General features: G+C 68.8%; 19 protein-coding genes, 1 tRNA gene and 1 pseudogene. 13 read left to right on the forward strand and 8 right to left on the reverse strand.

The window, feature by feature from the left end; genetic code table 11:
• Window positions 1–47: 47 nt before the first annotated feature.
• The 3 genes from B9D87_RS08270 to B9D87_RS08280 are packed head-to-tail and all read left to right on the forward strand — an operon-like array spanning window position 48 to window position 2,075.
• Entirely contained in the window at window positions 48–743 is a 696-nt protein-coding gene (locus B9D87_RS08270) for an HAD-IA family hydrolase (RefSeq protein ID WP_007770634.1), read from the forward strand.
• A 55-nt stretch (window positions 744–798) separates the two neighbouring features.
• A complete protein-coding gene (locus B9D87_RS08275) occupies window positions 799–1,233 on the forward strand; it encodes a low molecular weight protein-tyrosine-phosphatase (protein WP_234010115.1) in 435 nt (144 codons plus the stop codon).
• Window positions 1,233–2,075: an SURF1 family cytochrome oxidase biogenesis protein gene (locus B9D87_RS08280; RefSeq protein WP_007770632.1), complete on the forward strand. Its 843-nt coding sequence runs from the start codon at window positions 1,233–1,235 to the stop codon at window positions 2,073–2,075. Before B9D87_RS08275 ends, B9D87_RS08280 begins: the two co-directional genes overlap by 1 nt.
• On the opposite strand, the gene B9D87_RS08285 is transcribed toward B9D87_RS08280, so the two are convergent.
• Window positions 2,057–3,013 carry a cobalamin biosynthesis protein gene (locus tag B9D87_RS08285; protein WP_040629770.1) on the reverse strand — a complete coding sequence of 319 codons (957 nt, stop codon included), beginning with the start codon at window positions 3,011–3,013 and terminating at the stop codon, window positions 2,057–2,059. The genes B9D87_RS08280 and B9D87_RS08285 overlap by 19 nt on opposite strands.
• A gap of 147 nt (window positions 3,014–3,160) precedes the next feature.
• On the opposite strand from B9D87_RS08285, the gene B9D87_RS08290 reads away from it, so the two are divergent.
• The 3 genes and pseudogenes from B9D87_RS08290 (at window position 3,161) to B9D87_RS08300 (ending at window position 5,162) form a co-directional block, all read left to right on the forward strand.
• Window positions 3,161–3,976: an oxygenase MpaB family protein gene (locus tag B9D87_RS08290; RefSeq protein WP_007770630.1), complete on the forward strand. Its 816-nt coding sequence runs from the start codon at window positions 3,161–3,163 to the stop codon at window positions 3,974–3,976.
• Entirely contained in the window at window positions 3,977–4,756 is a 780-nt protein-coding gene (locus tag B9D87_RS08295) for an SDR family NAD(P)-dependent oxidoreductase (RefSeq protein ID WP_007770629.1), read from the forward strand. It begins immediately after the preceding gene.
• Window positions 4,757–4,767: 11 nt separating this feature from the next.
• Window positions 4,768–5,162: pseudogene (locus B9D87_RS08300) on the forward strand (VOC family protein).
• Window positions 5,163–5,166: 4 nt separating this feature from the next.
• Here the strand turns inward: B9D87_RS08300 and B9D87_RS08305 are convergent.
• The 6 genes from B9D87_RS08305 to B9D87_RS08330 form a co-directional block, all read right to left on the reverse strand.
• Window positions 5,167–6,285: an epoxide hydrolase family protein gene (locus tag B9D87_RS08305; protein WP_007770627.1), complete on the reverse strand. Its 1,119-nt coding sequence runs from the start codon at window positions 6,283–6,285 to the stop codon at window positions 5,167–5,169.
• 62 nt (window positions 6,286–6,347) lie between these two features.
• Window positions 6,348–7,181, reverse strand: a complete 834-nt coding sequence (locus tag B9D87_RS08310; protein ID WP_007770625.1) for a DUF732 domain-containing protein — start codon at window positions 7,179–7,181, stop codon at window positions 6,348–6,350.
• A 765-nt stretch (window positions 7,182–7,946) separates the two neighbouring features.
• Window positions 7,947–8,021, reverse strand: a tRNA-Val gene (locus B9D87_RS08315).
• A gap of 54 nt (window positions 8,022–8,075) precedes the next feature.
• On the reverse strand, window positions 8,076–8,537 hold the full coding sequence (locus B9D87_RS08320) for a peroxiredoxin (RefSeq protein WP_007770624.1): 462 nt from the start codon (window positions 8,535–8,537) through the stop codon (window positions 8,076–8,078).
• The gene (locus tag B9D87_RS08325) at window positions 8,537–8,959 is read right to left on the reverse strand and encodes a DUF3052 domain-containing protein (protein WP_007770623.1); all 423 of its coding nucleotides are present in this window, start codon (window positions 8,957–8,959) and stop codon (window positions 8,537–8,539) included. The genes B9D87_RS08320 and B9D87_RS08325 overlap by 1 nt, the downstream gene beginning before the upstream one ends.
• Before the next feature lie 83 nt (window positions 8,960–9,042).
• On the reverse strand, window positions 9,043–9,630 hold the full coding sequence (locus B9D87_RS08330) for an Rv2240c family protein (protein WP_007770621.1): 588 nt from the start codon (window positions 9,628–9,630) through the stop codon (window positions 9,043–9,045).
• 186 nt (window positions 9,631–9,816) lie between these two features.
• On the opposite strand from B9D87_RS08330, the gene aceE reads away from it, so the two are divergent.
• The 7 genes from aceE to B9D87_RS08365 all read left to right on the forward strand — a co-directional run bounded on the left by aceE (window position 9,817) and on the right by B9D87_RS08365 (window position 19,585).
• Window positions 9,817–12,606 carry a pyruvate dehydrogenase (acetyl-transferring), homodimeric type gene (gene aceE, locus B9D87_RS08335; protein ID WP_040629769.1) on the forward strand — a complete coding sequence of 930 codons (2,790 nt, stop codon included), beginning with the start codon at window positions 9,817–9,819 and terminating at the stop codon, window positions 12,604–12,606.
• A gap of 127 nt (window positions 12,607–12,733) precedes the next feature.
• A complete protein-coding gene (locus B9D87_RS08340) occupies window positions 12,734–14,056 on the forward strand; it encodes a PucR family transcriptional regulator (RefSeq protein WP_007770618.1) in 1,323 nt (440 codons plus the stop codon).
• Between the two features lie 143 nt (window positions 14,057–14,199).
• Complete coding sequence (locus tag B9D87_RS08345; protein WP_007770616.1) at window positions 14,200–15,108, forward strand: ACP S-malonyltransferase; 909 nt, start codon at window positions 14,200–14,202, stop codon at window positions 15,106–15,108.
• An 87-nt stretch (window positions 15,109–15,195) separates the two neighbouring features.
• Window positions 15,196–15,543 (forward strand): meromycolate extension acyl carrier protein AcpM, encoded by a 348-nt coding sequence (gene acpM / locus B9D87_RS08350; protein WP_007770614.1) that lies wholly within the window; start codon window positions 15,196–15,198, stop codon window positions 15,541–15,543.
• Window positions 15,540–16,790 carry a 3-oxoacyl-ACP synthase KasA gene (gene kasA / locus B9D87_RS08355; protein WP_007770612.1) on the forward strand — a complete coding sequence of 417 codons (1,251 nt, stop codon included), beginning with the start codon at window positions 15,540–15,542 and terminating at the stop codon, window positions 16,788–16,790. The genes acpM and kasA overlap by 4 nt, the downstream gene beginning before the upstream one ends.
• A gap of 81 nt (window positions 16,791–16,871) precedes the next feature.
• Entirely contained in the window at window positions 16,872–18,131 is a 1,260-nt protein-coding gene (gene kasB, locus B9D87_RS08360) for a 3-oxoacyl-ACP synthase KasB (protein ID WP_007770610.1), read from the forward strand.
• A 32-nt stretch (window positions 18,132–18,163) separates the two neighbouring features.
• On the forward strand, window positions 18,164–19,585 hold the full coding sequence (locus tag B9D87_RS08365) for an acyl-CoA carboxylase subunit beta (RefSeq protein ID WP_007770607.1): 1,422 nt from the start codon (window positions 18,164–18,166) through the stop codon (window positions 19,583–19,585).
• 13 nt (window positions 19,586–19,598) lie between these two features.
• Here the strand turns inward: B9D87_RS08365 and B9D87_RS08370 are convergent, their stop codons facing one another.
• Window positions 19,599–21,140, reverse strand: a complete 1,542-nt coding sequence (locus B9D87_RS08370) for an FAD-dependent monooxygenase (RefSeq protein ID WP_007770606.1) — start codon at window positions 21,138–21,140, stop codon at window positions 19,599–19,601.
• Window positions 21,141–21,240: the final 100 nt, after the last annotated feature.

Consider the following 21,240-nt stretch of genomic DNA (forward strand, 5'->3'; position numbering starts at 1 on the left):
GACCAACACCGTCACACCCGGCCGCAGCCATCGAGGACAATGGTGAGGTGACAGGCACAACGTCAGCCGATCGGCAGGCCCCGGACGCCACCGCCCCCGCCGCGGCGCAGCTGGTGATCTTCGATCTCGACGGCACGCTGACCGACTCCGCGGAAGGGATCGTCGCCAGCTTCCTGTACGCGCTCGAGCACATCGGCGCCCCGGTGCCGCCCGGCGACCTCGTCGCACAGATCGTCGGTCCGCCGATGGACGACACTTTTCGGGCCATGGAACTCGGCGACGACGCCGAGAAGGCGATCGCGGCCTTCCGCGCCGAGTACGGCGCCCGGGGCTGGGCGATGAACGCGCTGTTCGACGGGATCGAGGCGCTGCTGGTGGACCTGCGCGCGGCCGGTGTCCGGCTGGCGGTCGCCACCTCCAAGCTGGAGCCGACCGCGCGGCGCATCCTCGCCCACTTCGGACTCGACCAGCACTTCGAGGTGATCGCCGGCGCGAGCCCCGACGGTGCGCGCAAGGCCAAGGTCGAGGTGCTGGCCCACGCCCTGGAGCAGCTGGAGCCGCTGCCCGACCGGGTGCTGATGGTCGGTGACCGCAGCCACGACGTGCACGGCGCGGCCGCGCACGGCATCGACACCGTGGTGGTCGGCTGGGGCTACGGCAAGGCCGACTTTCCCGACCGCGCCGCGTCCGGGGTGACGCACGCCGCGACCATCGACGAATTACGGAGGGCGCTGGGTGTCTAGTCGCGAGCCGCTGCACGTCACGTTCGTGTGCACCGGCAACATCTGCCGGTCGGTGATGGCCGAGAAGATGTTCGCCGACCAGCTGCGCCGGCGCGGCCTGGCCGACGCGGTCCGGGTGAGCAGCGCCGGCACCGGCAACTGGCACGTCGGTGAGTGCGCCGACGAGCGGGCCGCCGGCGTGCTGCGCGCCCACGGCTACGCGTGCGAGCACCGCGCCACCCAGGTCGACGCCGAGCACCTGGGCGCCGACCTGGTGGTGGCCCTGGACCGCAACCACGCCCGGATGCTGCGGCACCTGGGCGCCGACGAGGACCGCGTCCGGATGCTGCGGTCCTTCGATCCGCGCACCGGCGCGCACACCCCCGACGTCGACGACCCCTACTACGGCGACATCGCAGACTTCGAGCGCGTGTACACGGTCATCGAGGCCGCGCTGCCCGGCCTGCACGACTGGGTCGACGAGCGGCTCACCCAGAACGGCTCCACGTGATGCGCCGCCTGCCCTTTGCGCTGCGCCCGGGCTGGATCGTGCTGGCCCTGGTGGTCGTCGCCTTCGCGTACCTGTGCTTCACGGTGCTCGCACCCTGGCAGCTCGGCAAGCACAGCAGGACCTCGCAGGAGAACCACCAGATCGAATCGTCGTTGAACACCGCGCCCGTCCCGCTGAAAATGCTTCTGCCGCAGCGGAATTCAGCGGCCCCGGACGCGCAGTGGCGACAGGTCACCGCCACCGGGCACTACCTGCCCGACGTGCAGGTGCTGGCCCGATTGCGGGTGATCGATTCGAAGCCGGCGTTCGAGGTGCTGGTGCCGTTCGTCGTCGACGGCGGGCCGACCGTCCTGGTCGACCGCGGCTACGTGCGCCCGCTGGAGGGTTCCCATGTGCCGCCCATCCCCCGTCCCCCGACGCAGACGGTGACCATCACGGCGCGGCTGCGCAACTCCGAGACCGCCGCGGTGAACAAGGATCCCTTCGTGGGAGACGGTGTGCAGCAGGTGTATTCGATCGACACCGAACAGGTGGCGGTGCTGACCAAGGTCCCGTTGGCCGGGTCCTACCTGCAACTGATCGACGGCCAGCCCGGCGGCCTCGGCGTGGTCGGCGTGCCACAGCTGGACGCCGGCCCGTTCCTGTCCTACGGCATCCAGTGGATCGCGTTCGGCATCCTCGCCCCGATCGGGTTGGGCTACTTCGCCTACTCCGAGATCCGCGCCCGCCGCCAGGAGCAGCAACAGCGGCCGGCCGCCGAGGTGGCGCCCACGCCCGAGGCGCCCGAAGCGCCGCAGTCCGTGGAGGCCAAACTCGCCGACCGCTACGGCCGGCGGCGGTAGCCCGACAGGCACACCGCCAGCCCCGCCGCCACGGCGGCGCCCGTCTGCACCAGTGCCGACAGCGCCACCGCGCGCCGCAGGTCGGTCACCGCCGGCGCCCGGCCATCGCCCAGGGTGGGCCGGATCTGCAGCTCGTGGCGGTATTGCGTGGGCCCGCCCAGCCGCACGCCCAGCGCCCCGGCGAAGGCCGCCTCGACGACGCCCGCGTTGGGGCTGGGGTGACGGGCGGCATCGCGGCGCCAGGCCCGTGCCGCGCCCGACGGTGATCCGCCGACCAGCGGCGCCAGCAGCACCGCCAGCGACGCGGTCACCCGCGCGGCGGCGTAGTTGGCGACGTCATCCAATCGTGCTGCGGCCCAACCGAATCGGAGATAGCGCGGCGAGCGATAACCCACCATCGAGTCCAGGGTGTTGATGCCGCGATACACCAGCACCGCGGGGACGCCGCCGGCCGCCGCCCACAGCAGCGGCGCCACCTGCGCGTCGGAGGTGTTCTCGGCGATCGACTCCAGTGCCGCGCGGGCCAGTCCGGCCTCGTCCAGCGACGCCGGATCGCGCCCACACAACGAGGGCAGCAACCCGCGCGCGGCCTCGACGTCGCCGCGTTCCAGCCGCTCCGACATGTCCAGGCCGGTGCGCGCCAGCGAGGTGCCGCCCAGCGCGACCCAGGTGGCCGCTCCGGTCGCCGCGATCGTCCACGCCGGGCCGCGCCGCGCGGCGGCGCGTTCCACGGACAGGCCCAGCAGGCCGAGCGCCGCGAGCAGCGCGGCGACGTGGAAGGCGCCGGCGACCCTCCCGTCGCGGTAGATCACGTTCTCCAGCGCGGCCGCGGCCCGCCCGAACAGCGCGACCGGGTGACCGCGGCGCGGGTCACCCAGCGCGCGGTCGGCCAGATAGCCGATCGCCACGCCCGCGATCCGCGCCCGCCTCGCAACCACCCCGGCAGCGTCTCACATCCGCCCTGTCGGCTAGGCGACCGCGAAGGCGTGCCCATTTCTCGGGCGGATATAACGCGGAGATCATTGATCGCGGCGATCCGGCGATGATCTACTCGAAGGCATGAGGCCCAGCAGGCGTGGTTCGCGGTGAAGCGGCCCGCGACCCGGGTCGCCGACCTGCTGAACCCGGCGGCGGCGTTGTTGCCCGCCGCGAACGTCATCATGCAGTTGTCGTTGCCCGGTGTCGGCTACGGCGTGCTGGAAAGCCCGGTGGACAGCGGCAACGTCTACAAGCATCCGTTCAAGCGCGCCCGCACCACCGGCACCTACCTGGCGGCCGCCACCATCGGGACCGCGTACGACCGGACGCTGATCTGCGCGGCCGTCGACGTCGCCCACCGGCAGGTCCGGTCGACGTCGTCGAGCCCGGTGTCCTACAACGCCTTTGACCCCAAGTTGCAGCTGTGGGTGGCGGCCTGCCTGTACCGGTATTTCGTCGACCAGCACGAGTTCCTGCACGGCCCGCTGGACGACGCGACGGCCGACGCGGTCTACCAAGATGCCAGCCGGCTGGGCACGACACTGCAAGTGCCCGAGCGGATGTGGCCGCCGGACCGGGCCGCGTTCGACGAGTACTGGAAACGCTCGCTCGACGAGCTGCGCATCGATCCTCCGGTGCGCGAGCACCTGCGCGGCGTGGCGGCGTTGGCGTTCCTGCCGTGGCCGGTGCGGGTGCTGGCGGGGCCGTTCAACCTGTTCGCGACCACGGGGTTTCTGGCTCCCGAGTTCCGGGAGTTGATGGGGCTGGACTGGTCGCCGGGCCGGCAGCGCCGCTTCGGTTGGCTGCTGGCGGCTCTGCGGCTGGCCGACCGGCTGATCCCGCACCGGGCCTGGATCTTCGGTTACCGGCTCTACCTGTGGGACATGCGATCCCGCGCGCGCCAGGGCCGGCGGATCGTCTAGATGGCCCAGGATCGTCTCGCGGGCAAGGTCGCCATCATCACCGGCGCGGGCTCCGGCATCGGGTGGGCCGCGGCCCTGCGGTTCGCCGACGAGGGCGCCCGCGTCGTCTGCGCCGACGTCAGCGGGCAGGAGCGCGAGATCGCCGCCAGGCTCGGCGATGTCGCGCTGCCGGTGCACGTCGACGTCACCGACGCCGCCGACGTGCAACGCATGGTCGCCACCACCGTCGACCGCTTCGGCCGGGTGGACGTGCTGCTGAACAACGCCGGATTCGGTGGGCCACACGCGGCCCTGGCCGACACCGACGAAGAAATGTTCGACAAGATCCTGGCCATCAATCTCAAAGGCGTGTTCCTCGGCATGAAATACGCGATCCCCGCGATGCTCGAGGCGGGCGGCGGCGCCGTCGTCAACACAGCCTCGGCGTCCGGGCTGGTCGGCTGGAAAGGCTTGTCCTGCTACGCCGCAGCCAAGGCCGCGGTGGTGCAGATGACCAAATCCGCCGCGCTCGATTACGCCAAGACGAACGTGCGCATCAACGCGATCTGCCCCGGGATGACCTACACCGGCCTGGCCGGCGCCAAACCCGACGACGAGGTGCCGCCGGGCGGTTACCTGCCGACACCAATGGCGCGGTGGGGCGAACCCGCCGAATTGGCCGCCGCCGCACTCTTTCTCGCCAGCGACGAGGCATCGTTCGTCACCGGTGCCGCGCTGGCCGTGGACGGTGGCTACTCGGCCAGCGGCCCGCTGGTCGGCAAACCGCGCAAAGCGGACTAGCGTGGCAAGGCATGACCTTTCCAGCGCTCAACCACGTCGCGGTCACGGTGCGCGACCTCGAAGTCAGCGGACCGTGGTATCGCAACCTGCTCGGCGCCGACCCGATCCTCGATGAGCACACCGACGCCGGCTTCCACCACCAGGTGTGGATGCTCGACGGCGGCACCGTATTCGGCATCCATCAGCACGACCGGGCGGCCCCCGACGAGAAGTTCAGCGAACACCGCGTCGGGCTCGACCACGTCGGCTTCGGCTGCACCGGGCGCGCCGAGCTGGAGAAGTGGGTCACCCGCCTGGGCGAACTGGGAATCGAGCACGGGGCATCGTGGATGCGCCCTACGGCTCGGGGTTGAGTTTCCGCGACCCCGACGGCATCGCCCTGGAGTTCTTCGCCCCGCCCGGCTGATACGTCAGCGCACGGTCGCGAAGAACCCGCGCACGTCCTCGACGAACAGCTCCGGTTGTTCGAACGCCGCGAAATGCCCGCCGCGCGGCATGTCCGTCCAGTGGGTGATGTTGTAGACCGGTTCGCACCAGCTGCGCGGAGCCTTGAGCAGCTCGCCCGGGAAAGCCGCGACGCCCGTGGGCAATTCGACGCGGTCCCCGCCGCCCCACACCGCGAAGCTCTCCCAGTACAGGCGGGCCGAGGACGCGGCGGTGTTGGTCACCCAGTAGACCATCACGTTGTCGAGCAGCTCGTCGCGACTGACCGCGTTCTCGGGATGACCGTCGCAATCGGCCCAGTCCCAGAACTTTTCGACGATCCAGGCCAGCTGCCCTACGGGCGAATCGGCCAGGCCGTAGCCCAGCGTCTGCGGCCGGGTGGACTGTTGCTTGGAATAGCCGGTGCCCCACTTGCGGTGGTTGGCCAATCCGGCCAGGGCGCGTTGCTCCTCCTCGGTCGGGTTGGTCAGCGAGTCCTTGGTGGGCCGGCCGACCGGCATGTTCAGGTGGATGCCCACGCAGTGGCCGACGTTGCGGCCGATCTGTGTCGTGACCGCGGCGCCCCAGTCGCCACCCTGGGCGCCGTATCGGTCATAGCCCAGGCGCGCCATGAGCGTTTCCCATGCCTCGGCGATCTTTTCCACGCCCCAGCCGGTGTGGGTGGGCTTGCCCGAGAACCCGTACCCGGGCAGCGACGGGCACACGACGTGGAAGGCGTCCTCGGCGCGACCCGACGCGGGGTTGGTCAATGGCTCGATCACCTTGTGGAATTCCACGATCGAGCCCGGCCAGCCGTGCGTGATCACCAACGGGAAGGCATCGGCGTGCGGGGATCGCTGGTGAATGAAATGGAGGTCCAGCCCGTCGATTTCGGTGATGAACTGATCGAAGCGGTTGAGCGCGGCCTCCCGCGATCGCCAGTCGTAGGCGTTGGCCCAATAGTCGGCCAGCTCGCGGGTGTAGGCCAGCGGCACGCCCTGGCTCCAGTCGTCCACGCATTCGGCCTCGGGCCAGCGCGTGCGCGCCAGCCGCGATCGCAGATCGTCGAGAACGTCGTCGGGAACGTCGATGCGGAACGGTTTCACGCGTTCATAGTGCCCTCGGACGCAGTGCCCTCGGCACGCGCCCCGTCGCGACGCCCACTACCTCAGGGCGCGAGCCTGACAAACCCCGGCGACATCGGTGGCGGCGCCGGCGGCGGCGGCGGGGGTGGCGGTGGCGGCGCGGGCTGCTGCGGTGCGGGTGGGGGCTCGAGTGGTGCGGGCGCCGGCTGCTGCGGTGCGGGCGCCGGCTGCAGTGGTGCGGGCGCCGGCTGCTGCGGCCGGGGCGGTGCCTGCCGCGGTCGCGGCGGTGCCGCGATCGGCCGGGGCGGCGTCTGGAGATGCGCCACCGGCGGCGGTGGCGGCATTGGGATCTCCGGCGGTTGTGGCTGAGTGATGTCGCCGGCGGGATTCCGGAATCGGCCTGCCGCAACGACTCCCCGCCATTGCGCCGGCGTGGTGACGGCGACCGCGGTATGCGCATGCGCGGTCCCTGGAGCTGTGGGGACGTTCCAGGCCGACGCGGGATTGACCGCCAGGGAAGCGATCTTGCCCCGGTCGTATGGGCAGTAGGCCTCGACCGACGCAGTGACGAATCGGGCCTCGGTGCGCGCGAGGCGCCCCGGGGCGTAGTTGCGCTCGGCCGGGTCCTGGCTGTACGCAAATTGCACCATCGCGTCCACGACGGCGTCCGCCGAAAAGCCGGCATCGACTGCGCGACAGACTTTGTGGGCGGTATCGATCAGATACGGGACGCCCTCGAGGGCGGGGATGCCTTCCTGATCGAGCAGGGCGAGGAACTGGTCGTCTTGGTTAGGGTCGGCCGCAGCTGCGCCGCCGCGCAGGATTGCAGCGCCAGTTAACACCAGGATGGCGGTAGCCAGAGTGCCGAGGTGGCCGTGGCTGGTGATGCCGGTGGACCTGGTGATGCCGGTGAACATGGCAGTACCTTCGTTCTTACTAGGGCCCGTCGTTTGACGGGCTTTGGATATTCATCTACGCCACAAACGTGGGTAGCTACGGGGCTAGCGCGGCCGGGCGACGGCCGGGCAGGTGCCAGTCGCTGCACGCGGGCGGCCGCGCGGGCGGCACACCGATCGGAGCTGTAGCGACGTAAGAAAACAGGGTCTGTGGCGGTGTTTTTGCGGCAGGCCGGACATTGCTTTCGCACGTGTTCCGCGGCATTTCGAACTCCAGCACACGGATTGCGCGGTCGGGGTCCAGGGATTTGGCCACCGCGATATTCCGGGGGCGCGCGTTGCGGCGGGATAACCTCAGATGGCGGGCGTACGCCCTGCCCATTCCTGTACATCTCGGCTGCCGCAGGTTGGCGTGTCCAGCAAATGTTTCGCCGCTGGCCAACGGCATACTAAAAGCGTAACGCCGGGGCGTCTACATGGAGATTGTGCATTTCCTGAGCCGTTGCTGCGCGTTAGCTGATATCCCCTTAGCGAAACGCGGGCGGAGATACGAAAAATCGCCGACGCGGGACATCCGGACGGCCTCCATCGGCCGTCTGGCGCGGCGCGAAACCGCCGCACCGGATTCGCGCCACGCGTCGAATTCCTGGTCGGCCCCGGCAATCAAAGACGCGCGGCTACGACGCGGCGTTTGTCGATTATTTTCGGTGAACTCGAATTCGTCGGCCCGGCCATGTCGCTTCCGGGATTCGCGCGCGTTCTCGTGCGTGACGTGACCGCGAACATTGGTGGGCGCGGACGGTATCGAACCGCCGACCGCTGGTGTGTAAAACCAGAGCTCTACCACTGAGCTACGCGCCCGTGCCCGGGCAGGCTACCCGCCCGAAGGCCAACTTCCCAAAATTTCCAACCCCCTCAGGCCCGCAAGGCCGCCAGGGCGTCGGCCCAGAGCCGCTGGTCGCGGGACTCGCCGGGCTGCTTCATCTCGGCGAAGCGAATGATCCCGGACCGATCGACGACGAACGTGCCGCGGTTGGAGTAGCCGGCGTCCTCGTTGAACACGCCGTAGCTCTGGCTGACCGCGCCGTGCGGCCAGAAGTCCGACAGCACCGGGAAGGTGAAGCCGCTGTCCAGCGACCAGACCCGGTGGGTGGGCGGCGGGCCCACCGAGATCGCCAGCGCCGCGCTCTGATCGTTTTCGAACTCGGGCAGGTGGTCACGCAACAGATCCAGCTCGCCCTGGCAGATCCCGGTGAAGGCCAGCGGGAAGAACACCAGCAGAACGTTCTTGGCGTCCCGATACGAACTCAGCGTGACGCGCTGCTGGTTCTGGTCGCGCAAAGTGAAATCCGGGGCGGCTGTGCCGACGGGCAGCATCAACGCTTCCCGGCACGGGATTTGGGCTGCACCAACCGGCTGGCGCTCCAGTCCCCCAGGTTGACCGAGGAGGTCGGCATCAGACCGGCGGTGGGGGCGGCCTCCGCGATTTCGGCCGGCAAGACGTGACCCGGCTTGCCGGTCTTGGGCGTCAGCACCCAGATCACGCCGTCTTCGGCCAGCGGGCCGATCGCGTCCATCAGGGTGTCCACCAGGTCGCCGTCACCGTCGCGCCACCACAGCAGGACGACGTCGACCACCTCGTCGGTGTCCTCGTCGAGCAAGTCACTGCCGCAGGCTTCCTCGACCGCGGCGCGGATCTCGTCATCGGTGTCTTCGTCCCAGCCCCACTCCTGGACAACCTGGTCCCGCTGGATGCCCAATTTGCGGGCGTAGCTCGGGGCGTGATCCGCCGCGACCACCGTGGAGCCTCCTTAACGTCCGCGCGCTATGCGATTGGGGATTATCGTCGCACAGCCAGAACCTGGTCCATACTTCCGCATCATCACGTTGCCAGGCACAGTTTCACCGCGTTCTTTTTCGTGTCGTTGAGTTGATCGACCCGTTTGTTGAATTCCCCGGTCCCCGCGTGGGTGCCGATGGCGTTGGCCACCGCGCGGGCGGCGTCGATGTAGGCGTTGAAGGCGTCCTTGATCTGCTGCGACATGGCATCGCTGAAGCTGTTGCCCACCGTGGTGGCGCTGTCGTTGAGGGCGTCGATGGCCGGGCCCTCGGTCGGGCCGGTGCCGCGGCCGGCGTTGAACGCCTTGACGAATTCGTTGGTCTTGTCGATCGCGTTCTTGCTGGTGGTGATCAGCGTGGCGCAGGCGGTGCGCACCGCCTTGGTGGTCAGCGACTGCTGCCGCTGGGACTCGCGGACGCTCGAGGTCACCGACGAGGCGGACACCGACGCCGACACCGACTGCCGGTAGGCCGGCGCCACTTTGGTGTCCGGTGTTGCCGTGCCGTTGGTGACGGAGGTGCACCCGACGATGCCCATCAGCGTCACGGCGACGCATCCGAGGGCCAGCGCCCCGCGCCGGGGCAAAGCCTTCACCTGCGTCTGAGGGACGGCACCCCACCGGATGAGCACAAGGCTGACGTTACCGGGTGGGTTGCACACCTGTCCCACACACGCCGAGTTGGTGTTCGCCAGGCGACGTTGCGATCGGCTACCCGACGTCGGCTATCCGCGCGAAACACCGGTGCGGCACGATGGTGGGCAGGGTGCGACCCACCCGTTACGGCACACATTCCGCCACACAACAGGAGTAGTGCGTTGACAACTGAGTTCGTGCGCCACGATCTGGCCACAAACCCCACCGGCGCAACCGAACCCGACCGGGTTCGGGTGATTCGCGAGGGGGTGGCCTCCTACCTGCCCGACATCGATCCGGAAGAGACGTCGGAGTGGCTGGAGTCCTTTGACGAATTGCTGGAGCGCTCCGGCCCGTCGCGGGCGCGCTATCTGATGCTGCGATTGCTGGAACGGGCCGGCGAGCAGCGAGTCGCCCTGCCGTCGCTGACGTCAACCGACTACGTCAACACCATTCCGACCGAACTCGAGCCGTGGTTCCCCGGCGACGAGGACGTCGAACGGCGCTACCGGGCGTGGATCCGGTGGAACGCCGCCATCATGGTGCACCGCGCACAGCGCCCGGGAGTCGGTGTGGGCGGCCACATTTCGACCTACGCCTCGTCGGCGGCGCTGTACGAGGTCGGCTTCAACCACTTCTTCCGCGGCAAGGCGCACCCCGGCGGCGGCGACCAGGTGTTCATCCAGGGCCACGCGTCGCCGGGTATCTATGCGCGTGCCTTCCTGGAGGGCCGCCTGACCGCCGACCGGCTGGACGGCTTCCGGCAGGAGCACAGCCACGCCGCCGGCGGACTGCCGTCCTACCCGCACCCGCGGCTGATGCCCGATTTCTGGGAATTCCCGACGGTCTCGATGGGCCTGGGCCCGCTCAACGCCATCTACCAAGCGCGGTTCAACCACTACCTGCACGACCGCGGCATCAAGGACACCTCCGACCAGCACGTGTGGTGCTTCCTGGGCGACGGCGAGATGGACGAGCCGGAGAGCCGCGGGCTGGCGCACGTCGGCGCGCTGGAGGGTCTGGACAACCTGACGTTCGTGATCAACTGCAACCTGCAGCGCCTCGACGGCCCGGTGCGCGGCAACGGCAAGATCATCCAGGAGCTGGAGTCGTTCTTCCGCGGCGCCGGCTGGAACGTCATCAAGGTGGTCTGGGGCCGCGAGTGGGACGCCCTGCTGCACGCCGACCGCGACGGCGCGTTGGTGAACCTGATGAACACCACGCCGGACGGCGACTACCAGACGTACAAGGCCAACGACGGCGCCTACGTGCGCGACCACTTCTTCGGCCGCGACCCGCGCACCAAGGCGCTCGTGGCGAACATGACCGACGCCGAGATCTGGAACCTCAAGCGCGGCGGCCACGACTACCGCAAGGTGTACGCCGCCTACCGGGCCGCCCTCGACCACAAGGGCCAGCCGACGGTGATCCTGGCCAAGACCATCAAGGGCTACTCGCTGGGCGCACACTTCCAGGGCCGCAACGCCACCCACCAGATGAAAAAGCTTGCGCTGGAAGACCTTAAGCGCTTCCGGGACTCCATGCGGATCCCGATCAGCGACGCCCAGCTGGACGAGAATCCGTACCTGCCGCCCTACTACCACCCCGGGTCGGACGCCCCGGAGATCCGCTACATGCTCGACCGCCGGCGCACCCTCGGCGGCTTCCTGCCCGAGCGGCGGACCAAGGCGAAGGCCCTGCGACTGCCGGGCCGCGACACCTATGCGGCGCTGAAGAAGGGTTCGGGAACCCAGGAGGTCGCCACCACCATGGCGACCGTGCGCACCTTCAAGGAAGTGTTGCGGGACAAGGAGGTTGGCCCGCGCATCGTGCCGATCATTCCCGACGAGGCGCGCACCTTCGGCATGGACTCGTGGTTCCCGTCGCTGAAGATCTACAACCGCAACGGTCAGCTGTACACCGCCGTGGACGCCGAGTTGATGCTGGCCTACAAGGAAAGCGAAGCCGGCCACATCCTGCACGAGGGCATCAACGAGGCCGGGTCGGTCGGTTCGTTCATCGCGGCGGGCACGTCGTATGCGACGCACAACGAGCCGATGATCCCGATCTACATCTTCTATTCGATGTTCGGCTTCCAACGCACCGGTGACGGCCTGTGGGCCGCCGCGGACCAGATGACCCGGGGCTTCTTACTGGGCGCCACCGCGGGGCGCACCACGCTGACCGGCGAGGGCCTGCAGCACGCCGACGGTCACTCGCTGCTGCTGGCCAGCACCAACCCGGCGGTGGTCGCCTACGACCCGGCGTTCGCCTACGAGATCGCCTACATCGTGGAGAGTGGGCTGGCGCGGATGTTCGGCGAGAACCCCGAGGACATCTACTTCTACATCACCATCTACAACGAGCCGTACGTGCAGCCGCCCGAGCCGGAGAACTTCGACCCCGAGGGCGTGCTGCGCGGCCTGTACCGCTACCACGTCGCCACCGAACAGCGGGCCAGCAAGGCGCAGATCCTGGCGTCGGGGGTGGCCATGCCGGCGGCGCTGGACGCCGCGCGGATGCTGGCCGCGGAATGGGACGTCGCCGCCGACGTGTGGTCGGTGACCAGCTGGGGCGAGTTGAACCGCGACGGCGTGGCCGTCGACCGGACGCGGCTGCGCCATCCGGACCGGCCGGCCGGCGTCCCATACGTCACCCAGGCCCTGTCGGACGCCGTCGGGCCCGTGGTCGCCGTCTCCGACTGGATGCGTGCGGTGCCTGAGCAGATCCGGCCCTGGGTGCCGGGCACCTACGTCACCCTGGGCACCGACGGGTTCGGCTTCTCCGACACCCGGCCCGCGGCGCGGCGATACTTCAACACCGACGCCGAGTCGCAGGTGGTCGCGGTGCTCGAGGCGCTGGCCCGCGATGGTGAGATCGACCCGTCGGTCCCGGTCGCGGCCGCCCGCCAGTACAAGATCGACGACGTGCTGGCCGCCCCGGAGCAGACGTCCGACCCGGGCGTGGCCTGACCGGGGCCACTCGCTCGCTCGCGCCTCACCGAGGGCCCGGCCGGCCGGGCCCTCGGGCTGGCCGGCTTGAGAACGCCACGCGGCTTCTTTGGCGGAAACTTCCAGAAAAGTCGCGTAGGTTTTAGGGGTGAATGACAACCCCTTCGCCGGTCCGTTCGCCAAACAGCCCCGCTCCCCGCTGGAGATGCTGGACACCGTGCCGGAGTCGGTCCTGCGGCGGCTGAAGCAGTATTCCGGCCGGCTGGCCACCGAAGCCGTCTCGGTGATGGGCGATCGGCTGCCGTTCTTCGCCGAACTGGAAGCGTCGCAGCGGGCCAGCATGGCGTTGGTCGTGCAGACGGCCATCAACAACTTCGCCGAGTGGATGCAGGACCCGCACAGCGACGTCAGCCACACCGCGCAGGCCTTCGAGCTGGTGCCCCAGGACCTCGCCCGCCGCATCGCGCTGCGGCACAGCGTGGACATGGCGCGGGTGACGATGGACTTCTTCGAGGAGGTCGTCCCGCTGCTGGCCCGCTCCGAGGATCAGCTGACCGCGCTGACGGTGGGCATCCTCAAGTACAGCCGTGACCTGGCATTCACCGCCGCGACCGCCTATGCGAACGCCGCCGAGGCCCGCGGCACCTGGGACAGCCGGATGGAGGCCAGCGTCGTCGACGCGGTGGTCCGCGGCGACACCGGCCCCGAGCTGCTGTCCCGCGCCGCGGCGCTGAACTGGGACACCACCGCCCCGGCGACGGTCGTGGTCGGCACCCCGGCCCCCGGGCGCGACGGGTCGACCGGCCCCGACGACAGCGAGCGCGCGAGCCAGCACGTCCGCGATATCGCCGCACAGCACGGCCGCGCCGCCCTCACCGACGTGCACGGGACCTGGCTGGTGGCGATCGTGTCCGGCCAACTGTCGCCTACCGACAAATTCCTGGGCGATCTGCTGGTCGCGTTCGCCGACGGCCCCGTGGTCGTCGGACCCACCGCGCCCATGCTGACGGCGGCCTACCACAGCGCCAGCGAGGCGATATCCGGCATGAACGCCGTCGGCGGCTGGCGCGGGGCGCCACGTCCGGTGCCGGCCCGCGAGCTGCTGCCCGAACGGGCGCTGATGGGCGACGCGTCGGCGATCGTGGCGCTGCACACCGACGTGATGGGCCCGCTGGCGGACGCCGGTCCCACGCTGATCGAGACTCTTGACGCTTACTTAGATTGTGGCGGCGCCATTGAGGCTTGTGCCAGAAAGTTGTTCGTTCATCCAAACACCGTGCGCTACCGACTCAGGCGGATCACCGACTTCACCGGCCGCGATCCGATGCAGCCCCGCGACGCATATGTCCTGCGAGTGGCGGCGACGGTCGGCCAGCTCAACTATCCAACCACTCCGCCCAGCGCCACCAGCAACGCCATGCCGGCGGTCCCGCTGCCGGTCAAAGGGGTTGTTGCGGGGCAATCCGGATAACAGTGACTCAGGCAACAGATCGCGGCACGATATCAAACCAGTAGCTTAAGGAGCGGTTTTGTAGGGTCTACACAAAAAGCTAAGACGAGGTTCATAATCTGTTACACCCGCCAAAACCGTTTCCACAGTGTTCTCTTAAACACGTGATTGCATTGCTTGCGCCCGGACAGGGTTCGCAGACCGAGGGGATGCTCTCGCCATGGCTGGAGCTCCCCGGCGCCGCTGACCAGTTGGCGCTCTGGTCCAAGGCCAGTGGCCTCGACCTCGTGCGCCTGGGCACCACCGCATCGACCGAAGAGATCACCGACACCGCGGTGACCCAGCCGCTGGTCGTGGCCGCCACGCTGCTGGCCCACCAGGAGTTGACCAAGCGCGGCCTGCTGTCGGACGCGGACCTGGTCGTGGCCGGCCACTCCGTCGGGGAGATCGCCGCCTACGCGATCGCCGGCGTGATCGCCGCCGACGACGCCGTCGCGCTGGCCGCCACCCGCGGCGCCGAGATGGCCAAGGCCTGCGCCATCGAGCCGACCGGCATGTCGGCGGTGCTCGGCGGCGACGAGGGCGAGGTTCTGGCGCGCCTCGAGCAGCTCGACCTGTTCCCGGCCAACCGCAACGCCGCCGGGCAGATCGTCGCGGCCGGTGCGCTGACCGCGCTGGAGAAGCTGGCCGAAGACCCGCCGGAGAAGGCGCGGGTGCGCGCCCTTGGTGTGGCCGGAGCGTTCCACACCAAGTACATGGCCTCGGCGCTCGACGGCTACGCCGCCGCGGCGGCTGCCGTTCAGACGTCCGAGCCCACCGCCACGCTGCTGTCCAACCGCGACGGCAAGCCGGTCGCCTCGGCGGCCGCGGCGATGGAGGCCCTGGTCGCCCAGCTGACCCAGCCGGTCCGCTGGGACCTGTGCACCGCCACGCTGCGTGACCTGGAAATCGCTGCGGCCGTGGAGTTCCCGCCCGCGGGCACCCTCACCGGCATCGCCAAACGAGAACTTCGGGGGGTTACGGCTCGCGCCGTCAAGTCGCCCGCAGACCTGGACGCTTTGGCCGAGCTCTAAAGCCAGCTCGACCAGTTGCACAACCAGTACAACCGCATATCAAGTCAAATCGACTAACACGCAACACATTACGAAGGGAAGCACGCTGTGGCTGTCAGCCAGGAAGAAATCATCGCCGGTATCGCCGAGATCATCGAAGAGGTGACCGGTATCGAGCCCTCCGAGGTCACCCCGGAGAAGTCCTTCGTCGACGACCTGGACATCGACTCGCTGTCGATGGTCGAGATCGCCGTTCAGACCGAAGACAAGTACGGCGTCAAGATCCCTGACGAGGACCTCGCCGGTCTGCGCACCGTCGGTGACGTCGTCTCCTACATCCAGAAGCTCGAGGAAGAGAACCCCGAGGCCGCCGAGGCGCTGCGCGCCAAGCTGGAGACCGAGAACCCCGAGGCGGTCGCCAACGTCAAGTCGAGGCTGGAAGCGGACAGCAAGTGAGCAAGCCTTCCACTGCTAATGGCGGTTACCCCAACGTTGTGGTAACCGCTGTCGCGGCGACGACATCGATCGCGCCGGACATCGAGAGCACGTGGAAGGGTTTGTTGGCCGGCGAAAGCGGCATCCACGTCCTCGAAGACGAGTTCGTCACCAAGTGGGATCTGCCCGTCAAGATCGGCGGTCACCTCAAAGAGCCCATCGACGAACACATGAGCAGGCTGGACATGCGGCGCATGTCGTATGTCCAGCGGCTGGCCAAGGTGCTGAGCACCCAGCTGTGGGAGACCGCCGGTAGTCCCGAGGTCGACCCCGACCGGTTCTCGGTCGTGGTCGGCACCGGGCTCGGCGGCGCCGAGCGGATCGTTGAGACCTACGACCTGATGAACGAGGGCGGCCCCCGCAAGGTGTCGCCGCTCGCCGTTCAGATGATCATGCCCAACGGCGCCGCGGCGGTGGTGGGCCTGCAGCTCGGTGCCCGGGCCGGGGTCATCACCCCGGTGTCTGCCTGCTCGTCGGGTTCGGAGGCGATCGCCCACGCGTGGCGTCAGATCGTCATGGGTGACGCGGACTTCGCCGTTTGCGGTGGGGTCGAGGGTCCCATCGAAGCGCTGCCCATCGCGGCGTTCTCGATGATGCGGGCCATGTCGACGCGCAACGATGAGCCTGAGCGCGCATCGCGGCCGTTCGACAAGGACCGCGACGGCTTCGTGTTCGGTGAAGCCGGGGCGATGATGATCATCGAGACCGAAGAGCACGCCAAGGCTCGTGGCGCCAAGCCACTGGCCCGGTTGATGGGTGCCGGCATCACCTCGGACGCGTTCCACATGGTGGCACCGGCGGCGGACGGCGTGCGCGCCGGCCGCGCCATGACCCGATCGCTGGAGCTGGCGGGGTTGTCCCCCAAGGACGTCGACCACGTCAACGCCCACGGGACGGCGACGCCGATCGGTGACACGGCCGAGGCCAACGCCATTCGCGTCGCGGGTTGCCAGGAGGCGGCCGTGTACGCACCGAAGTCGGCCCTGGGGCACTCCATCGGTGCCGTCGGGGCGCTGGAATCTGTTCTCACGGTATTGAGCCTTCGGGACGGCGTGATACCGCCAACACTCAACTACGAAACCCCCGACCCCGAGATCGATCTGGACGTTGTCGCGAGCGAACCCCGCTACGGCGACTTCCGTTATGCGATCAACAACTCGTTCGGGTTCGGTGGCCACAACGTGGCACTCGCCTTCGGGCGTTACTGAGTACGGCGTCCGGCGGCGCCTCGGGTCGCAAACGGCCCGAGGAGCAGCCGGACAAATCTGGAAGGAACGTTCGCAAGACCCATGACAGAGCTGGTTACCGGGAAAACGCTCCCGAACGTGGTCGTCACTGGCGTCGCCATGACGACCGCGCTGGCAACTGATGCCGACACCACCTGGAAGCTGTTGTTGGACAGCCAAAGTGGTATCCGCAAACTCGAGGATCCGTTCGTCGAGGAGTTTGACCTGCCGGTGCGCATCGGCGGGCATCTGTTGGAAGAGTTCGACAGTCAGTTGACCCGCGTGGAGCTGCGTCGCACGGGCTACCTGCAGCGGATGTCGACCGTGTTGGGCCGGCGGGTCTGGGAGAACGCCGGCTCCCCCGAGGTCGACAGCGACCGCCTGATGGTGTCCATCGGCACCGGTTTGGGTTCGTCGGAAGAGATGGTCTTCAGCTACGACGACATGCGCGCTCGTGGCATGAAGGCCGTCTCCCCCCTCGGCGTGCAGAAGTACATGCCCAACGGCGCCTCGGCGGCCGTGGGACTGGAGCGCCAGGCCAAGGCCGGGGTCATCACCCCGGTGTCGGCGTGCGCGTCGGGTTCCGAGGGGGTGGCCCAGGCCTGGCGCAACATCGTCTTCGGCGAGGCCGACATCGCCATCTGCGGTGGCGTGGAAACGCGTATCGAGGCCGTGCCGATCGCGGCGTTCGCCCAGATGCGCATCGTGATGTCGACCAAGAACGACGACCCGGCCGGCGCCTGCCGCCCGTTCGACCGCGACCGCACCGGCTTCGTGTTCGGCGAGGCCGGCGCCCTCATGGTCATCGAAACCGAGGAACACGCCAAAGCCCGCGGCGCCAACATCCTGGCCCGCATCATGGGCGCCAGCATCACCTCCGACGGCTACCACATGGTCGCCCCCGACCCCAACGGCCTACGCGCCGGACACGCCATGAGCCGGGCCATCCAGCTCGCCGGACTCAGCCCATCCGACATCCACCACGTCAACGCCCACGCCACCGGCACCTCGGTCGGCGACGTCGCCGAGGCCAAGGCCATCAACAACGCCCTGGGCCCGCACGGCGGAAACGCCGCCGTCTACGCCCCCAAAGCCGCACTCGGCCACTCCGTGGGCGCCGTGGGCGCCGTGGAATCCATCCTGACCGTGCTCGCCCTGCGCGACCAGGTCATACCGCCCACCCTCAACCTGGAAAACCTCGACCCCGACATCGACCTCGACGTGGTGGCCGGCAAGCCACGCCCGGGCAACTACGAATACGCCATCAACAACTCATTCGGCTTCGGCGGACACAACGTGGCCATCGCCTTCGGGCGCTACTGAACCGAGCAACACCGAATATCAGGAGACCTGCGATGACTATCACGGCCCCCGAAACGGTTGGCGAGTCGCTCGACCCTCGCGACCCGCTGTTGCGCTTGAGCACCTTCTTCGACGATGACACCGTCGAGCTGCTGCACGAGCGCGATCGTTCCGGCGTCCTTGCCGCCGCGGGGACCGTGAACGGCGTGCGCACCATTGCGTTCTGCACCGACGGCACCGTCATGGGCGGCGCGATGGGCATCGAGGGCTGCACGCACATCGTCAACGCCTACGACACCGCCATCGAGGAGCAGAGCCCGATCGTGGGTATCTGGCACTCCGGCGGTGCCCGGCTGGCCGAGGGCGTGAAGGCGCTCCACGCGGTGGGCCTGGTCTTCGAGGCGATGATCCGGGCGTCCGGCTACATCCCGCAGATCTCGGTGGTCGTCGGCTTCGCGGCCGGCGGCGCCGCCTATGGGCCGGCCCTGACCGACGTGATCGTGATGGCGCCGGACAGCCGCGTGTTCGTCACCGGGCCCGACGTGGTCCGCAGCGTCACCGGCGAGGACGTGGACATGTGCTCGCTCGGCGGCCCGGAGACGCACCACAAGAAGTCCGGGGTGTGCCACATCGTCGCCGACGACGAGCTCGACGCCTACGAGCGGGGTCGCCGGTTGGTCGGGTTGTTCTGCCAGCAGGGGCATTTCGACCGCAACAAGGCCGAGGCCGGTGACACCGACATCCACGCGCTGCTGCCCGAGTCGGCGCGACGGGCCTACGACGTGCGCCCGATCGTGACCGCGATCCTCGACGACGAGACGCCCTTCGACGAGTTCCAGGCCAACTGGGCGCCGTCGATGGTGATCGGTCTGGGCCGGCTGTCCGGCCGCACGGTGGGCGTGCTCGCCAACAACCCGCTGCGCCTGGGCGGCTGCCTGAACTCCGAAAGCGCCGAGAAGGCAGCACGTTTCGTGCGGCTGTGCGACGCCTTCGGCATCCCGCTGGTGGTGATCGTCGACGTGCCCGGCTACCTGCCCGGTGTCGACCAGGAGTGGGGCGGCGTGGTGCGCCGCGGCGCCAAGCTGCTGCACGCGTTCGGCGAGTGCACCGTTCCGCGCGTCACGCTGGTCACCCGAAAGACGTACGGCGGGGCCTACATTGCGATGAACTCGCGGTCGCTGAACGCCACCAAGGTGTACGCCTGGCCGGACGCCGAGGTTGCGGTGATGGGCGCCAAGGCGGCCGTCGGCATTCTGCACAAGAAGAAGCTGGCCGCCGCGGCGGATCACGAGCGCGAAGCGCTGCACGACCAGCTGGCCGCCGAGCACGAGAAGATCGCGGGCGGTGTGGACAGCGCCATCGAGATCGGCGTGGTCGACGAGAAGATCGACCCGTCGCACACCCGCAGCAAGCTCACCGAGGCGCTGGCCCAGGCGCCCACGCGCCGCGGCCGCCACAAGAACATCCCGCTGTAATCCCCGGCGAAGCTCAGCGGCCCAGGATCGCCGAAAGCGCTTGTCGCAGGGCCCCTTCGGGGTCGGCGGGAAACTCGTCGGCGCGCCATCCGACGAAATCGTCCGGGCGGATCAGCAGCGCCCCCTCGGACGGCAGTCCGGTGATCGCCGCCCACTCGTCACTGTAGAAGCGATGAGCCGCCAGCGACGCCGAAGCCGCTGCCGCACACCATCGCTCGTCCCCGGACAGCACGGTGAATCGGGGCCCCAGCAGGTCAAGTGTCGAGAGGCCCTCGCGCACCCAGACGTGCGGCACCCGGGTGCCCGGTTGGGCGCGTAGCTCGTCCACCAGGCCGTCGCCGTCCGCATCGCCTGTCACGACCGCGGCCGAGCGGTATCGGTACCCGATGAGCAGGTTGAACATCGGACACTCCTCGTCGGGCGGCAGCTGCGGCATGTCGCCACCGGCGCGCAGCAGCGCCACCGACGGCCCGGTGAGGGACTGGCGCGCGGCGAACCGGCCCACCGGGTGGCGCTCGGCGTGATAGGTCGCCAGTAGCTCGGGCGCGGCCGTGCCGTGCAGGACGGCGGCGAGTTTCCACGCCAGGTTGTGCGCGCTTTGAATGGCGGTGTTGGCTCCCCCGGCCTTGAACGGTGGCATGGTGTGCGCCGAATCGCCGACGAGAAATGCGCGCCCGCACTCGAATTGGTCGGCCACCCGCTCATAGGGCTGCCACGCCGCGACTTCGATGACGTCGATGTCGATCGGTTCGCCGATCGCCGTGGTGAGCATTTCGCGGCAGCGCTGCGGGGTGAACTGCTCGGCTGACTCGCCCGCGCCGGGAAAGTAGGTGGTGATGAACATGCCGAGATCGCCCTGGGCGACCAGGAAGATGCCGTCCACGTCGTCGTTCTTCACCTGCACGCCATCGCCGTCGCGCAGCTTCGGGATGAACCGCCGCCACGGCGCCCGGAAGTAGACGAAGACGACGTAGATCGGCAGCGCGCCGTACCCGGAAGTGGTGACGCCCAGCCGGTTACGGATCGGGCTGTGCACGCCGTCGGCGGCGACGAGATAGTCGGCGCGGACGGTCTGCGACTCCCCCGACTCCACGTCGCGCAGCACCGCGGTGACACCGGTTTCGTCCAGCTCCATCGAGGACAGCTCCGTGCCGTAACGCACCTCGCCGCCCCCTCGCCGGGCGGCATCGCGCAGGATCGGCTCGAGCCGGCTCTGCGGGCAATACTGTGCCGCCGGCTCGGGGCTCAGCTCGTCCAGGCCGGCGAAGATCGCTTCGACGTCAAGCGCCGGTTCTTCCTCGACGCTGTTCAGCGTCGGCCTGACCACCATCGCCGAGACGTGTTCGGCGACCGCGCGCACCTCGTCGCGAAGCCCCAGGCCACGCAGCACCTCCGAGCTGCGGAAGCTCAGGTTGCGGGCCTTCGGATAGAGAAAGAATTCCCGTCGCTTCTCGACCAGCAGCGAGCGGACCCCGTGCTGGGCCAGCAGCGCCGACGTGGCCAGCCCGCCGACGCCGGCTCCGACTATGAGTACCGGTACGTGGGTGGCAGCCATGGCCTCACCCTAGCCCAAACTGACAGAGACTGTAAAACGATAGTTTCTATCACTATATGCCACGGCCACCTTGACTGTTGACTGATATAGTACTCTGGTC

The sequence above is a fragment of the Mycobacterium colombiense CECT 3035 genome (assembly GCF_002105755.1).
In the GTDB taxonomy this organism is placed as follows: Bacteria; Actinomycetota; Actinomycetes; order Mycobacteriales; family Mycobacteriaceae; genus Mycobacterium; species Mycobacterium colombiense.

Bases quoted from the DNA above. Each gene is read 5' to 3' on its own strand.
- B9D87_RS08365 (WP_007770607.1), top strand. From the start codon at position 18,164: ATGACTATCACGGCCCCCGAAACGGTTGGCGAGTCGCTCGACCCTCGC.
- B9D87_RS08295 (WP_007770629.1), top strand. From the start codon at position 3,977: ATGGCCCAGGATCGTCTCGCGGGCAAGGTCGCCATCATCACCGGCGCG.
- B9D87_RS08275 (WP_234010115.1), top strand. From the start codon at position 799: ATGGCCGAGAAGATGTTCGCCGACCAGCTGCGCCGGCGCGGCCTGGCC.
- B9D87_RS08280 (WP_007770632.1), top strand. From the start codon at position 1,233: ATGCGCCGCCTGCCCTTTGCGCTGCGCCCGGGCTGGATCGTGCTGGCC.
- B9D87_RS08310 (WP_007770625.1), bottom strand. From the start codon at position 7,181: ATGTTCACCGGCATCACCAGGTCCACCGGCATCACCAGCCACGGCCAC.
- B9D87_RS08320 (WP_007770624.1), bottom strand. From the start codon at position 8,537: ATGCTGCCCGTCGGCACAGCCGCCCCGGATTTCACTTTGCGCGACCAG.
- B9D87_RS08370 (WP_007770606.1), bottom strand. From the start codon at position 21,140: ATGGCTGCCACCCACGTACCGGTACTCATAGTCGGAGCCGGCGTCGGC.
- kasB (WP_007770610.1), top strand. From the start codon at position 16,872: ATGACAGAGCTGGTTACCGGGAAAACGCTCCCGAACGTGGTCGTCACT.